We start from the raw sequence: 13,498 nt of genomic DNA, 5'->3' as shown, positions 1-13,498 counted from the left end.
ATTTAGGTTTGATAAATTAGAGGTCTAACCATTTAAATTATCACCATGAATGTTAAAACGCTTCTTCTATCGTGTTGCATCGCTTCCTTTTTTTCATGTCATTCTGTTAAAACAGAAAATACCCAAGTTCCCATTGTAGGGACATGGCAGTTGTTGTCGGCTACGACGGTTGAAAATGGCAAGCGTACCGAAACAGACTATACGAAAGGTAGAAGCATGATCAAGATCATTAATGATACGCATTTTGCTTTCCTCAACCATAAGCTGGACATGCCGAAAGACAGCAGCAATCATTTTGATGGCGGAGGTGGCAGATATCTCTTAAAAGGAGATGAGTATACCGAGTATTTGGACTATTATAAGGATAGGAACTGGGAAGGGAAAACTTTCAATTTTAAGGTCAGCATCAAAAACGATACATTGATCCAAACAGGGGTGGAAAAAGTAGAAGGCGCTGGGGTAGATCGTACCATTACTGAAAAATATATCAAAGTAAAAGCGAATTGATACTAAGCGCGTTAATTCGCTTGCTTAAAAAAATTAGTCAATTTAAATATTAAGCCTGTCGATGATGCGGTTTGACAGTTCATTCAGCCTGCTTTGAGAGTCGGCGGTTACCACATTAGTGACAATGAAAATTCCCACCTTTTGGTTGGGATAAAGTGCTATCCATGAGGAATGGCCAAAACTGCTACCGTTGTGATAAAGCATTTTTTTGGGCGTATTGTATGCATAGGTATTCCAGGCATAAGCTCGTCCTTGCAACCTATCGCCGGCCAATTGGTTCATGGTCTGTTTCACTACCGCATCGTTATTTTCCAAGTACATCTTTATATAGTTTAACATGGAAGTGGCTGATGACTTCATTCCTCCTGAATAATCGTAGAACCCGTTGATAATGGGCACAGGCTTGCCTTCACTGTTTCTGCCTATAGAGATGTTCGGATTTCCTTCTTGGTTCAATTTTAAAAAGTCTGTTTTTCTTTCGAACGGTAGAAGACATATTTTTGAAGTAGTTCCGTATGGTTCATCTGGTAAACTTGTTCCAATATATAGCCAACCAATTGGATGCCTACACCAGAGTAATGATAATTTTTTCCAGAGTTATCGGTCGGCCGCACCGTTTTTAATGCTTTAAAGAAATCTTCTTTTCGGAATTTTTCAAAACAGGCCATTTGTGTCGTCACATTTTGAGCGTGTTCGTCGCAGTTCATCACCAAGGGTAATCCAGAAGTATGTGTAATCAAGTGTCTGATGGTGATTGGCTTTCCATTGGCCAGTACAAGATTGGGATATTTACCGATCAGATATTTTCTTACATCATTATCTAAATTGATCTTTCGATCGTGAACTGCTTGAGAGAGCAACACACCTGTATAAGTTTTAGTGATTGAACCTATTTCATATATCGTGTTGCTGTTTGGTTGTTGCTCATTACTGAGTTTGCCGTAATTGAAATAATGTGCTTTGCCCTTGAGGTAAATGACTCCAGATACAGCCTTATAACTAGGCGACTTCATCAGCTTTGCCGTTTCCTCGGCGATTATTCTTTCTATTGGATCTTGGGCATCATTTGCTTTTACTACCATCCAAAAAGGGAGTATTGAACATAGAAGTACTGACGCCCATGTGAACTTCATTTGGCTAAGATTTTTAAACCTGTGCAAATTCATACTTATAGTTGTTTTACTACAAAGGTATATAAATAAAGCAAACTATATAGTTGACTTTATATTGTTTTTGAGTATGCTTGAGTTTTAGGACGTCTTTTTCATCCATGAGCTTCTTAGTATCTTTCAGCAGATACTATCTATTCTCATTTTATGGCGAAATTGATTACTCCAAGAGGTTTAAAAAGTGGCGATAAGATTATTAGATGAGGAGGGGGCTTTATGATTTGGCAGTAAATTACCCAAATTGATTTCTGGATAAGCGCTTTGTCTTTTTTTCATTATCTCCAGCCTTAGCAAATCCCCTTCGTTGTACTAAAATTGGAGCCCGTTTAGTGTTTACTCATATATGCCTATGTGGTTGTGTTTTTTGCCAAAACGCAAAAGTTTTCTAAATGAACCACATAGGCACATAGGTTTGTCGGCGAAGCTATAGAACTTTAAATAGTAGTAAAAAATGATTGCTGACACTAAATTTAATGCGTAGAATGCATTTTCCTATTTCGGACGGTTTATTTAAGGTTAAATTGTGCGGTGGCGGTTAAAGCTGTTCCTGTACCGGTTCCTTCTTTTTTCAACACGCCATCCACGTATACCTGAACTTTTAACGTTGAAGCTGCATTTGCGCCGATAGCATTGAATACTACACTTGCTACCGTTGCATTTGCAGGTGCAGTAATTTCTGGACTGGTCCAAGTTGTTCCACCTACGCTAGAAGCGGTGGTTAGCGTATTGTCGTAGCCATAAACAACCAGGTTTAGCGTCGATCCTGCGGAGGCTTCGGCCTTAAATACGAGCTTGTGGGAAGTAGAGGAAGGGGTGTTATCCTTGTCTTTTGAGCAACCGAACATTAAAATGGTAATCAATGTTGCGAAAATAATAGCGGCGTATTTGTTTCTTGTGGTTTTCATGATGCTTAATGATTTTAAATTTTTATCAAAACTAAAGTCATCAAACAAGACTGTATTGTATTAATCCGACAATTTAATAGGTGAATTGTGTCTATACGATTTCAAATTAAACCGCCATTAACTTCATTCTTAGCAAAGGATAATCTTTTCCGAGGTCGTCTTTTTCAGTACGTTCAAATGTGGTAAAGCCAAACTTTTGGTAGAAAGCCACCGCATTTGGATTTTGCTCATTTACATCAACAAGGGTTGCTCCATGGTGAGATAAGGCAAATTCCATGAGCTGTTTACCTAAGCCCTTGCCAATGTAATCAGGGTCGAGAAATAGCATTTCAATCTTCTTTTCTTCTATGCCGATAAATCCCACGACTTTCTGTTGGTGTAGCAAACAATAAACGTTGAGCATTTCAAAATCCATTTCTTGGAGAAGGGATTTGATAAACACAAAATCTTCTTGTGATAAGAAATGATGGGTGGCTAACACGGATTTCTCCCAAACGGATAATAATTGGTTTTTATCTCTAGGATGGTATTTTTCTATGAGGAATGTAGACATATCGTTTCGTTTTTAAAAATTTATACTGCTCGCTCCATCTCCAACTGTTTCACTTTTTCTTTAAGTCCCAGTGTCTTTAAAAATGAAATACAAGCCAGTGAGGTACCATCAATATTATAGACATACACTTCGCTGTTTAAGACCTGCTGTAGATGACTAAATAAAGCGGTGGCAATCCCTTTTTGACGATGTGATGGTGAAACCGCAAATTGGTTGACCTTTTTGCTGTTGGCGTTGTAAATGAGGTAGCCCACTAGCACCTCATTGAGGTAAGCCTCTAGCACTTTACAAATCGCTTTGCTGTTCTGTACCGATTGAACGGCATTTTGCCACGAAGGTTGGATGTCCCAAAAACTTAACCATTTATTCCATTGAAATGCTGTTGCTTCTTTAATACTGATTTCTTTTTGTGTCTCCTCAGCTTTAGCCGTTCCCGAGAAACAAACCAGCTTTCTGGAAATGGTATAGCCCATTTTTTCATAAGCTTTAATGGCTGGCTCGTTTCCTTCAATGACTTCGAGTACCATTTTCTGTACCTGTAGCGCTTGTAGCTTTGGCATTAGGAAATGATACATTTTACCCACTAATCCCTTTCCTCGGTAAGTGGGGATCACCCCTGTGGCTGCATTGTAAGCCACTAAATCATCATTATTTTTACGTAAGCCGTGCAGCATGATTCCTACCAATGCGTTGCCATCAAAAACACCAACAGATAAGTTAAGGTCTACATCTTCCTGTATGATTTTATATTGCAATTGTTCCGTATTCAATTGAAAGGGTACGATGTAATCTGCAAAGGATTGGTTGATCGCTTCTGCCATTTGAGGGATATCGATATCCGCTAAAGTCTTTACGGTCATGTCATGCAATTTGTTTCAAATTAAGGGATTTTATCTGGGCCTGCCAAGCTGATTAACGCTGAAGTTTTGCAAATTTCCTTGTTGCTGCAACACAAAGAATGACGCCAAGGGTAACAGCGACCATTCCCAAACTTACTTGTTCGTGCAATAATGAAGCTGCCAAAGCCAAACCGAAAAAAGGCTGTAGTAACTGCAGTTGACCTATAGTAGCCGTACCCCCTTGGGCTAGGCCACGGTACCAAAATATAAATCCAATAAACATGCTGAACAATGATACATAAGCCAAGCTAGTCCATGCTCCTACGCTAACGCCCTCAAAAGAAGTGGGCAGATAGCAAAAACTAAGGGGTAACATGATGGGTAAAGAAAGCACCAAAGCCCAAGAGATGACCTGCCAGCCGCCTAAAGTTTTGGTGAGCTTTGCACCCTCGGCATAACCCAATCCGCAAAGAATCACGGCCAATAGCATTAAAATATCCCCCATGGGAGAAGCACTAAGCCCCTGCGCAAAGGCGTAGCCGACTACTAATAGGCTGCCCATCAATGAAAATAGCCAAAAGATGGGTCTTGGGCGTTCGCCGCCACGAAGGATTCCAAAGATAGCGGTAGCCAAAGGTAAAATGCCTACAAAAACAATGGAATGGGCCGAACTTACATATTGCAAGGCCAAGGCACTGAGTAAGGGAAAACCGACTACCACACCCAAAGCCACAATGACCAAGGGGAAAAGCTGTTCTTTGCTTGGTTTTTTTTCTTTAAAAACCAGTAAGGCTATTAAAGCAAGTATGCCTGCAATGGAGGCTCTGGCCAAAGTGACAAATACAGGATTAAATTCTAAAACCGCCATCCTCGTGGCTGGTAGCGATCCGCTAAATAATACCACGCCAATAAAGCCATTTACCCAAGCTTGTGTGGTATCTTCTTTTACTTTATGCCTACTGATTTCTGTCATGTGTTGAAATTTTTTGATACAAAGTTCTACATAGAAAACCAGTAAGTACAGTCACAGTTTTTGATTTTACAATGGATACAGTTAGTTTTGTGAAGTGAAGAAAGATTTCATTTATAACGAAATAGCAGATAATATTGCCAGTAAGATTAAAACGGGCGTTTTGCAGGCTGGTGAACGTTTGGCCTCGGTACGGATATTGAGCAGGGAGCATGGCATTAGCATTAATACGGCTAAAAGAGTGTTTCTTGAGCTAGAAGCTCAATCGCTGGTACAATCAAGGCCGCAATCGGGCTATTTTGTGAGTCCGCTTCCTTACCTCAAACTTCCTTTGCCACAAGCTAGTCAGCCTTTGCCTACGGCGAATATTACCGAGCCCAACGAATTGATTGATAGTGTGTATTCCAATATGGGGAATAAGGAATTGACTCTTCTTTCCATTGGTGTGCCTTCAGGTAATCTATTGCCTCTGGCCAAATTGAAAAAGGAGGTGGTATTGGCAACAAGAGCCTTAAAGGAAGGAGGGACAGAATACGAACCTTTACAGGGCAATGTAAAATTGAGAAGAATGATTGCCGCTCGTTCCCTTGCTTGGGAGGGACATTTAAAGGAGAGTGATGTGGTTACTACAGCAGGTTGTATGAATGCTTTAACCTTATGCTTGATGGCATTGACCAAGCCAGGTGACACCGTTGCGATGGAAAGCCCTTGCTACCCTGGTATTTTACAGCTGGCATTGAGCTTGCGATTAAAGGTGTTGGAAGTAGCTACAGATCCTGTGAAGGGTGTTAATCTTGATGCGCTAAAAGCCTTGCTACCGCAAATTAATGTGTGTTTATTGGTTCCTAATTTCAACACGCCTTTGGGCTATTGTATGCCCGATGACCAAAAGAAGGCCGTGGTGATGCTTTTGGAAAAACACGATATTCCCTTAATTGAAGATGATACGTATGGGGACCTTTATTTTGGAACAGAGCGTCCGAAGTGCTGTAAGTCTTTTGATACCAAGGGAAATGTGTTGTACTGCGGTTCTGTTTCTAAAACCTTGGCGCCTGGTTACCGAGTGGGGTGGGTTGCTCCTGGCAAGTATAAGGAGCAAATTATGCGGTTGAAAATGATTCATGCACTGTCTTCCACCTCGGTGATTAATGAAGCGGTAGGGAATTTCCTGATGACAGGCCGCTATGAAAACCACCTGCGTCATCTTCGTAAGACTTTGCAAGAAAACTATCAACGTTATGCCTTAGCTATTGCCGAGTTTTTTCCCGTGGGTACAAAAATCAGTAGGCCGCAGGGTGGATTGGCGCTATGGGTAGAATTTCCCGAGGGCATAGATACGGCAACCTTGTATAATTATGCCATGAAGAAGCAAATTAGCATTGCGCCTGGTCGCATGTTTACCTTACAAGAGCAGTTTCACAACTGTATGCGCCTTTGCATTGGCTTGCCTTGGACAGATGATTTGCGATTGACTTTGAAACAAATTGGTAATTTGGCCAAATGGATGGTGGCTAAGGCTTAGTGACTGCTTTTGAGGTAAGCACTCATCAAATGATCAAGGAAACGGAATAGTTTGTTATTCATTTCCCTAAAATCGTGCTGACGGATGACCTCAGGTTTTTGGACAAATTGATGGGTACTGCGGCGAAGGAAGTCTTCGTCGGCTGCAATGAGCAGTTCAACCACTTCTTTGGTCAATTCCATGTGACATTGAAAGCCGTAAACCAAATCTGTATAGGCAATAATTTGTCGTGGGCAACCTTTGCTAGTGGCTAGTATTTTGCTGTTTTTGGTAAGGCCAGGCATATCACTGTGCCAATGTCCTACCGACAAGGGCGAACCAAAATGGTGAATCTTCTCATCCCTTAAACCCTCTTCAGTAAGGTTGATTGGAAAAACGCCAATTTCCTTTTCAGGGCTATGTTCAAAGGCAGCACCTAGGGATACTCCAATCAACTGTGCGCCCAAACAAACACCTATTACTGCTTTGCCTGCCTGTATGCATTTTAAAATGAGGGCTTGCTCTGCTGTCGAATCAAAATGGGGGCATTCTGCTAATGTAGTATCTGGACTTTGTGGGCCACCCATCACCAATAACAAATCAATATGTTCCACGGTATTAGGTAGTGCTTGGCCTTCATATACTTTTGAAAAGCTGATGCTGTCATTGCGCTGTTGTGCCCATTCCAGATAGGCCCCTGGGGCTTCAAATGTTTCGTGTTGTACAATATGGATATGCATGGTATTCTTTTTATTTGTTTTCGTTCCAGTACTCACTGTCGGGTGTGGGTCTTGTCCCAAAAATAGCCGTGCCTACTCTTACGATGGTGGCACCTTCGGCAATCGCTGCCTCTAAGTCGCCACTCATGCCCATTGATAATTCCTGCATGTTAACGTTGGGTATTTGCAGGGCAATAATTTGTTGTTGAATCTGCTTGAGTAACCGAAAACACTTGCGGACTTTTTCAACCTCTGCACTTAACAAGCCTATGGTCATTAGGCCTTTTATTTTTAGGGTAGGCAGTTGCGCCACCTGTTTGGTTAGTGCAATGGCCTCATCTGGGCTTACGCCAAACTTACTTTCTTCAAAAGAAGTATTTACCTGTATCAACACTTCCATGGTTTTGTTTTCAAGAAGTAAACGTTGATGTAGTTTTTCGGCTAAGTCCAAACGGTCTAAGGACTGGATGCAGGACACCTCATGCTTTAGCAAATCTTTGATTTTATTCGTTTGTAAATGCCCAATAAAGTGATTGGTGTGTGGCATTTCACTTAAAGCCTCATATTTTTCCTTAAGTTCTTGGACCTTGTTTTCGGCGATAAGGGTTTGCCCTGCAGCTAGGGCAACTTTTATGCGATCAGCAGGAACGGTCTTGGTGGCCAACAAAAGCTTCACTTCGCTTTGGTCTCTGCCACTCAAGGCGCATGCCTTTGCTATTCTTTCGGTAATGGTGTTGATATTTAAGATTATATCCTCGCTCATGCGTTCTCCATTTTGTTCTTTTCTGCTAGTGCCTTAATGAGTTTGGTTTTCACCAAGGTAAATGTAAGGTCTTTCGCTTCGGCAAATGAGATGTTATACTGGCGTTCTATGTTTCGCAGGTGTTCTGGGAACCTCGATAATAATTGATTATAATAGTCATCCAAAACCTCTGTGGCGGGCATGTCAAAACCTATTCGTAACTGAAAACGTCTGATGAGGGCGCTGTCGATAATTTCGAGATGGTTCGTGGCACAAATCAATAGTGCATCTTCTGGGTAATAGTCGATCAGTTGAATCAAGGTATTCACTAGCCTTCTCATTTCGCCAACATCTTTATCATCATTTCCCCGAGCCTTTCCTATTTGGTCAAATTCATCCAAAAACAGTACGGCTTTTTCTCGGGCAGCTTTATCAAATACCAGTTTAATGTTTTGTGAGGTTTCGCCAATTTTTGAACAAATCACATTGCTCAAATTAAGGATCAGGATGTTTTTCCCTAAGGCACTAGCAATGGCTTTTGCGGTCATGGTTTTGCCACAGCCCGAACTGCCGTACAATAGCACCTTGTTATTTACAGGCAAACCATATTGATGCAGTTCCTCGATATAAGTGTGCTCCTGCAACAGTTGGGTTAAGGCATCTTTACGGGTCTCATCTAAAAAAATATCATCAAGGGATACCTGCTCCCTGTCGTTTATGATCAAATCAACTATATTCATTTATCTAAGATAGTCCACTTGATCCAATGTATAACAATCTTCCCATTTGGTCATGCCAATTTTCGGGTAATAATCCACTGCTTTAGGCGCGGCCAATAAAATCAGCTTTGCTTGAGGACTGTGGTTTTTGGTAAGACGGATCAGCGCTTTTCCAATTCCCATTTTCTGGTAACGTTCATCTACCGCCAAATCTGAAAGATAGGTGCAGTACACAAAATCCGTTAAGGATCTAGCTACACCTATCAGTTTACCCTCGTCACGGGCGGTGGCAATTAAATTGGCATGTTGTAGCATTTGGGCAATGCGTTCGGGCTCATTTATGGGTCTTCTTTCGGCCAAAGTAGAGGCATTGAGTACCTCCGTAAATTCTGCTGTGGTAATGCTTTGTTCAATTTTATAAGTAATCATATCAGCTGTTAATGATTAAGGTGTAACTGGAGCAAACCTTAATCGGCTTGCTCCAATAGTTATTTCCACCAATGGTAGTAGTTGTGTAGGGCATCGTACTCAAATCCACAGCGGGGATAAAGCTTGTTGCCAATGTCATTGGTTTTCTCGGTCTCCAGCATCAGGCCACAAGCGCCTGTTTCTTTGCACCATTGTTTGCTACGATCTATCAGTGCTACCGAAAGTCCATGGCCTCTATAATCGGGGTGTACAAATAAATCGCTGAGCAACCATTGCTTTTCTAGTTTGGTGTAGTGAAACAGCTTGTATAGCTGTACAAAGCCTACTGCTTTTCCATCTACTATCGCTAAAAAAATATCAGATTCGCCGTTCAGCAGACGCTCCTTTAAAAAGGCCTTTCCTTTTTCTAAATCCGAGGGTTGACGATAGAAGATGCGGTAAAGATTAAATAATTCAGCGGCTTGGTCTAGCTCTTCGAGGCTCGCTTTTTTGATTTGGTAATTGGTTTGTTCCATTCTGATTATGTTTTTCTGTTTTGCAACACAAAATTAGGTTATCTTTGGAGGGTCTTACTGGTACAGTTTTTATAAAAATAGCTAGTCCAATGCTGCGTTCATGGAAGTTTGAAGTACAATTAGATAAGGAGGCTGATCAAGCTGTTTATCTGCAGATTGCTGATGCAATGATCAAGGATATTCAATCAGGAAGGTTAAAGGCAGGTGACGCCTTGCCGGGGAGTAGGAACCTTGCGCAATTATTGAAGGTAAATCGAAATACTGTGGTGGAGGCCCTTCATGTGCTTATTATGGAAGGGTGGCTGATCCCTAAAGAACGACAAGGAACTTTTGTTGCCGATAATATTCCTAAGCTTAGCACCACCAGAAAAATTAAGCAGGCCAGCTCAATGGTGGTGGACCCGCTAGAAAAGAAATTTCACCTTCAGTTTGATGATGGGCATCCGAATGCCAAAATTGCCCCTGTTAACGAATTGGCAAGGGCTTACCGACAAATTTTTAGCCTAAAAACGAAATGGCAATTGATGAGTTACGATGGCAATGCCCTTGGCGATGCAGCTTTCAGACAGGAAATTGCACAAATGCTTAATCACCAGCGGGGGATGCAGGTGCAGGAAGAAAACTTGTGCCTTACCAGGGGGAGCCAAATGGCGATGTACTTGGCCGCACAATGTTTATTGAAAACAGGCGATGAGGTGATGGTAGAAAGTCCTGGCTACAAGCCCGCTTGGAAAGCATTTGAACATGCTGGTGCCAAACTTCTCCCTGTTGGGGTTGATGAAGAAGGTTTGGTGATTGCCGAAGTGCAGGAGTATCTTAAATCAAACAAAAGGATCAAAGCCATTTATGTGACCCCACATCATCAATATCCTACTACGGTAACCCTAAGTTTAAAAAGGCGTTTGGAACTGATCAGGCTTTCTAACGAATATGGTTTTACGATTATTGAAGATGACTATGATAATGAATTCCATTTTGGTTACCGACCTGTATTGCCTTTGTCGAGCTTTCCAGCGCTTAAAAACTACGTATACATCGGCACCATGAGCAAGGTGGTTTCTCCTGTATTGCGTGTGGGTTATTTAACCAGTAGTGATGGGACGTTGATTGAGAAAGTAGGTCAGTTAAGGAAAATCATAGATGTGAATGGGGACAGCATTATGGAACAAGCTGTTTTGCAGTTGATTAAGGATGGAGCCATTAAGCGACATATTAAAAAAGCAACCAGTTATTACAAAGCCAAAAGAGATTTTACAGCAGCGCTATTGAAAAAACACCTCGAAAACAAAGTGGTTTATGCTGTTCCAGATGGTGGCTTGGCTTTTTGGATTGTGATGAAAACACCCACGGATTGGACTGCATTTTCCGAAAAGATGCTCCAAAAGGGAATTAAAATTACCAGTCCTAGTGCCTATGGTTTAGACAGTAGCGCAAATGGTTTAAGGCTGGGCTACGGTGCTTTAACTGAACAGGAATTAGAAGAAGGCATTATGGCTCTGAGTAGCTGTTTGTAAAAGTTCATTCCATAAAAAACTGTATCATTATTAATACCTTAATTTGTAAATGACCAAACCCTATTATTTTAGTTTTTTATTCCTATTTAAAAATGAAAAAACACATACTCAGCATTGGTGCCATTTTAACCGTTTTTACATTGAAGGCTCAAAATAAACCCTTAACCGAGCAGGATTATGCTAGGGCGGAACAATTTCTAAGCTATCATATTGAACCTTTTGTGGATGGTACTACGGTGCGTCCAAGTTGGACTAAGGGAGAGCAGCTGATTTATTTGGCGACGACCAAAAATGGTCAAGAGTTTTTATGGTTAGACCCCGTAAAGAAAACAAAAGTACCTGCTTTTGATCATCAGCAATTGGCAGCAGCTTTAAACAAAGCCACTGGTAAAACTTACCAAGCTTACAAGCTGCCTTTTCAAACCATTGCGCTTTCCAGTGATGAAAAAAGCTTTCAGTTTTTTGCGGATGAAAAATCATGGACCTATCAGATCGACAAAAATTCACTTGTTGAAGGTAGGACAAGTGCACGACCATCAGCAGGAAGAATGGGTGGGGCTGCTGAATCGGTTTCGCCAGATGGCAAAAAAGCAGTTTTTATCAAAGATTGGAACTTATGGTTGAGAGACATTGCTTCCAAAAAAGAAACACAGCTTACTTTTGATGGCGTAAAAGATTATGGTTATGCCACGGATAATGCGGGTTGGAAATCTAGCGATAGACCGATTGTACGTTGGTCGCCAGATTCTAAAAAACTAACTACTTTCCAACAGGACCAACGTCATTTGAGTGATATGTATTTGGTGACCACCAATGTAGGTTCGCCCACTTTAAAAGCATGGAAATATCCTTTGCCAGGGGATAAAGAAGTGGCCAAGTTGCGTAGGGTAGTGATTGATGTAGAGAATCCTAAAGTAATCAGTTTGCAGATTCCTTTGGATGATCATAGGAGTTCGCTAAGCGATGATATTGTTGACGGCGGCCAACTGGCAGATATTGATTGGAATGCCGATGGTACGGAGTTCGCTTTCTTGTCCACCTCTAGAGATCACAAAATCTCTAAACTGCAAATTGCTAATGCCAGCACCGGTGCTGTAAGAGAGGTATTTACCGAAACGGTTAAAACACAGTTTGAGTCGGGGGTAAATTCAATTAACTGGCGTTACTTACCTAAAACCAACGAAATTTTATGGTACTCGGAGCGTGATAACTGGGGGCATTTGTATTTGTATGATGCCAAAACAGGAAAAGTGAAAAACCAAATCACCAAAGGGGATTGGTTGGTAGGAAGGCTGCTGCGTGTAGACGAAAAAAGCAGAACCTTGTGGTTTACAGGGCATGGTCGCGAAAAAGGTAATCCATATTTTGCCTATTTGTATCGTGTAGGGTTTGATGGTAAAGGTTTCACCTTGTTAACGCCAGATGAGGGTAATCACCAAGTGTCGTTTTCTCCAGCATTCAATTATATCGTTGATACTTATTCGCAACCTAATGTGCCTGGGGTAACGGTTTTAAGAGATTTAAAGGGCAAGCAGATTGAAGAATTGGGCAGGACTGATATTTCAAGATTATTAGCTAAAGGTTGGAAAGCTCCTGATGTAGTGCAAATGGTAGCTGCGGATGGACAAACAGCTATTTATGGTTTGGTATTTACGCCAACTAAAATGGAGGCGGGTAAGAAATATCCTGTGGTCGATTACATTTACCCAGGTCCGCAAGGCGGAAGTGTGGGCAGTTGGTCTTTCTCTGCTTCGAGGTCTGACCACCAAGCATTGGCCGAACTAGGATTTATTGTGGTCGTTATTGAAGGCACTAGCAATCCATACCGTTCGAAAAGCTATCACGATATGGCTTATGGCAATATGGGCGAAAACACTTTGCCTGATCAAATTACAGGCATTAAACAATTGGCACAAAAATACCCGATGGATTTGGATAAAGTTGGGATTTGGGGTCACTCTGGTGGTGGTTTTGCTACTGCTGCGGCCATGTTCCGTTATCCTGATTTCTTTAAAGTAGGCGTATCTCAAGCAGGTAACCACGAAAACAGAAATTACGAGGACGATTGGGGCGAGCGTTACAATGGTTTGTTGGCCAATTCAGATTATGAGGCACAAGCTAACCAAAACCATGCAAAAAACTTGAAAGGAAAATTAATGTTAGCGCATGGGATGATGGATAATAACGTCCCCCCGTATAACACTTATTTAGTGGTTGATGCCTTGAATAAAGCGAATAAAGATTATGATTTGGTATTGTTCCCGCATAGCGCACATGGTTTTGGCCCTAACAATCCTTACATGATGCGTCGCCGCTGGGATTATTTTGTGAAAAACTTACTTGGCGTAGACCCACCAAAGGAGTATAATTTAAGAGGAACTAACCAATTGCAGAGATAGTTGATGATGCTGTTCAG

The 13,498-nt window shown here is 41.5% G+C and carries 15 protein-coding genes; 4 read left to right on the top strand and 11 right to left on the bottom strand.

Annotated elements, in window-relative coordinates; translation table 11 throughout:
* The first annotated feature begins 45 nt into the window (after nucleotides 1-45).
* Nucleotides 46-507, top strand: a complete 462-nt coding sequence (locus DUT70_RS10990; protein WP_113647384.1) for a hypothetical protein — start codon at nucleotides 46-48, stop codon at nucleotides 505-507.
* Nucleotides 508-549: 42 nt separating this feature from the next.
* Here the strand turns inward: DUT70_RS10990 and DUT70_RS21485 are convergent, their stop codons facing one another.
* From DUT70_RS21485 to DUT70_RS10960, 6 genes are all read right to left on the bottom strand, one after another.
* Nucleotides 550-963 carry a serine hydrolase gene (locus DUT70_RS21485; RefSeq protein ID WP_162926611.1) on the bottom strand — a complete coding sequence of 138 codons (414 nt, stop codon included), beginning with the start codon at nucleotides 961-963 and terminating at the stop codon, nucleotides 550-552.
* A gap of 2 nt (nucleotides 964-965) precedes the next feature.
* Complete coding sequence (locus DUT70_RS21480; RefSeq protein WP_162926610.1) at nucleotides 966-1,640, bottom strand: serine hydrolase domain-containing protein; 675 nt, start codon at nucleotides 1,638-1,640, stop codon at nucleotides 966-968.
* A 542-nt stretch (nucleotides 1,641-2,182) separates the two neighbouring features.
* Nucleotides 2,183-2,581, bottom strand: a complete 399-nt coding sequence (locus tag DUT70_RS10975) for a hypothetical protein (protein WP_113647381.1) — start codon at nucleotides 2,579-2,581, stop codon at nucleotides 2,183-2,185.
* A 106-nt stretch (nucleotides 2,582-2,687) separates the two neighbouring features.
* Nucleotides 2,688-3,134 (bottom strand): GNAT family N-acetyltransferase, encoded by a 447-nt coding sequence (locus DUT70_RS10970; protein WP_113647380.1) that lies wholly within the window; start codon nucleotides 3,132-3,134, stop codon nucleotides 2,688-2,690.
* A 20-nt stretch (nucleotides 3,135-3,154) separates the two neighbouring features.
* A complete protein-coding gene (locus DUT70_RS10965) occupies nucleotides 3,155-3,994 on the bottom strand; it encodes a GNAT family N-acetyltransferase (protein ID WP_113647379.1) in 840 nt (279 codons plus the stop codon).
* Nucleotides 3,995-4,046: 52 nt separating this feature from the next.
* The gene (locus DUT70_RS10960; RefSeq protein ID WP_113647378.1) at nucleotides 4,047-4,946 is read right to left on the bottom strand and encodes a DMT family transporter; all 900 of its coding nucleotides are present in this window, start codon (nucleotides 4,944-4,946) and stop codon (nucleotides 4,047-4,049) included.
* 94 nt (nucleotides 4,947-5,040) lie between these two features.
* On the opposite strand from DUT70_RS10960, the gene DUT70_RS10955 reads away from it, so the two are divergent.
* Nucleotides 5,041-6,465, top strand: a complete 1,425-nt coding sequence (locus DUT70_RS10955) for an aminotransferase-like domain-containing protein (RefSeq protein WP_113647377.1) — start codon at nucleotides 5,041-5,043, stop codon at nucleotides 6,463-6,465.
* Here the strand turns inward: DUT70_RS10955 and DUT70_RS10950 are convergent.
* Genes DUT70_RS10950 through DUT70_RS10930 form a run of 5 tightly spaced genes read right to left on the bottom strand, consistent with a single transcriptional unit; the run spans nucleotide 6,462 to nucleotide 9,568 of the window.
* Complete coding sequence (locus DUT70_RS10950) at nucleotides 6,462-7,184, bottom strand: type 1 glutamine amidotransferase (RefSeq protein WP_113647730.1); 723 nt, start codon at nucleotides 7,182-7,184, stop codon at nucleotides 6,462-6,464. The two genes, DUT70_RS10955 and DUT70_RS10950, sit on opposite strands and share 4 nt — an antisense overlap.
* Nucleotides 7,185-7,194: 10 nt before the next feature.
* Nucleotides 7,195-7,926 (bottom strand): YggS family pyridoxal phosphate-dependent enzyme, encoded by a 732-nt coding sequence (locus tag DUT70_RS10945; protein WP_113647376.1) that lies wholly within the window; start codon nucleotides 7,924-7,926, stop codon nucleotides 7,195-7,197.
* Nucleotides 7,923-8,645, bottom strand: a complete 723-nt coding sequence (locus tag DUT70_RS10940) for an AAA family ATPase (RefSeq protein ID WP_113647375.1) — start codon at nucleotides 8,643-8,645, stop codon at nucleotides 7,923-7,925. Before DUT70_RS10940 ends, DUT70_RS10945 begins: the two co-directional genes overlap by 4 nt.
* Nucleotides 8,646-9,053, bottom strand: a complete 408-nt coding sequence (locus DUT70_RS10935) for a GNAT family N-acetyltransferase (protein WP_113647374.1) — start codon at nucleotides 9,051-9,053, stop codon at nucleotides 8,646-8,648.
* A gap of 59 nt (nucleotides 9,054-9,112) precedes the next feature.
* Complete coding sequence (locus DUT70_RS10930) at nucleotides 9,113-9,568, bottom strand: GNAT family N-acetyltransferase (protein ID WP_113647373.1); 456 nt, start codon at nucleotides 9,566-9,568, stop codon at nucleotides 9,113-9,115.
* Between the two features lie 89 nt (nucleotides 9,569-9,657).
* Between DUT70_RS10930 and pdxR the strand changes: the two genes are divergently transcribed.
* Both pdxR and DUT70_RS10920 read left to right on the top strand, forming a co-directional pair.
* The gene (pdxR, locus tag DUT70_RS10925; protein WP_113647372.1) at nucleotides 9,658-11,082 is read left to right on the top strand and encodes a MocR-like pyridoxine biosynthesis transcription factor PdxR; all 1,425 of its coding nucleotides are present in this window, start codon (nucleotides 9,658-9,660) and stop codon (nucleotides 11,080-11,082) included.
* A 92-nt stretch (nucleotides 11,083-11,174) separates the two neighbouring features.
* On the top strand, nucleotides 11,175-13,481 hold the full coding sequence (locus DUT70_RS10920) for a S9 family peptidase (protein ID WP_113647371.1): 2,307 nt from the start codon (nucleotides 11,175-11,177) through the stop codon (nucleotides 13,479-13,481).
* Nucleotides 13,482-13,498: the final 17 nt, after the last annotated feature.

This window comes from Pedobacter chitinilyticus (assembly GCF_003313385.1).
Taxonomy (GTDB): domain Bacteria; phylum Bacteroidota; class Bacteroidia; order Sphingobacteriales; family Sphingobacteriaceae; genus Pedobacter; species Pedobacter chitinilyticus.
Note: the sequence above shows the minus strand (reverse complement) of the source record. Positions and strands in the feature narration are given on the sequence as shown.

What these genes read in the sequence shown, in the direction of transcription:
- DUT70_RS10960 (WP_113647378.1), bottom strand. Translation starts at nt 4,946, where the DNA reads ATGACAGAAATCAGTAGGCATAAAGTAAAAGAAGATACCACACAAGCT.
- DUT70_RS10950 (WP_113647730.1), bottom strand. Translation starts at nt 7,184, where the DNA reads ATGCATATCCATATTGTACAACACGAAACATTTGAAGCCCCAGGGGCC.
- DUT70_RS21480 (WP_162926610.1), bottom strand. Translation starts at nt 1,640, where the DNA reads ATGAAGTTCACATGGGCGTCAGTACTTCTATGTTCAATACTCCCTTTT.
- DUT70_RS10990 (WP_113647384.1), top strand. Translation starts at nt 46, where the DNA reads ATGAATGTTAAAACGCTTCTTCTATCGTGTTGCATCGCTTCCTTTTTT.
- DUT70_RS10940 (WP_113647375.1), bottom strand. Translation starts at nt 8,645, where the DNA reads ATGAATATAGTTGATTTGATCATAAACGACAGGGAGCAGGTATCCCTT.
- DUT70_RS10930 (WP_113647373.1), bottom strand. Translation starts at nt 9,568, where the DNA reads ATGGAACAAACCAATTACCAAATCAAAAAAGCGAGCCTCGAAGAGCTA.
- DUT70_RS10945 (WP_113647376.1), bottom strand. Translation starts at nt 7,926, where the DNA reads ATGAGCGAGGATATAATCTTAAATATCAACACCATTACCGAAAGAATA.
- DUT70_RS10965 (WP_113647379.1), bottom strand. Translation starts at nt 3,994, where the DNA reads ATGACCGTAAAGACTTTAGCGGATATCGATATCCCTCAAATGGCAGAA.
- pdxR (WP_113647372.1), top strand. Translation starts at nt 9,658, where the DNA reads ATGCTGCGTTCATGGAAGTTTGAAGTACAATTAGATAAGGAGGCTGAT.
- DUT70_RS10975 (WP_113647381.1), bottom strand. Translation starts at nt 2,581, where the DNA reads ATGAAAACCACAAGAAACAAATACGCCGCTATTATTTTCGCAACATTG.
- DUT70_RS10970 (WP_113647380.1), bottom strand. Translation starts at nt 3,134, where the DNA reads ATGTCTACATTCCTCATAGAAAAATACCATCCTAGAGATAAAAACCAA.
- DUT70_RS10935 (WP_113647374.1), bottom strand. Translation starts at nt 9,053, where the DNA reads ATGATTACTTATAAAATTGAACAAAGCATTACCACAGCAGAATTTACG.
- DUT70_RS10920 (WP_113647371.1), top strand. Translation starts at nt 11,175, where the DNA reads ATGAAAAAACACATACTCAGCATTGGTGCCATTTTAACCGTTTTTACA.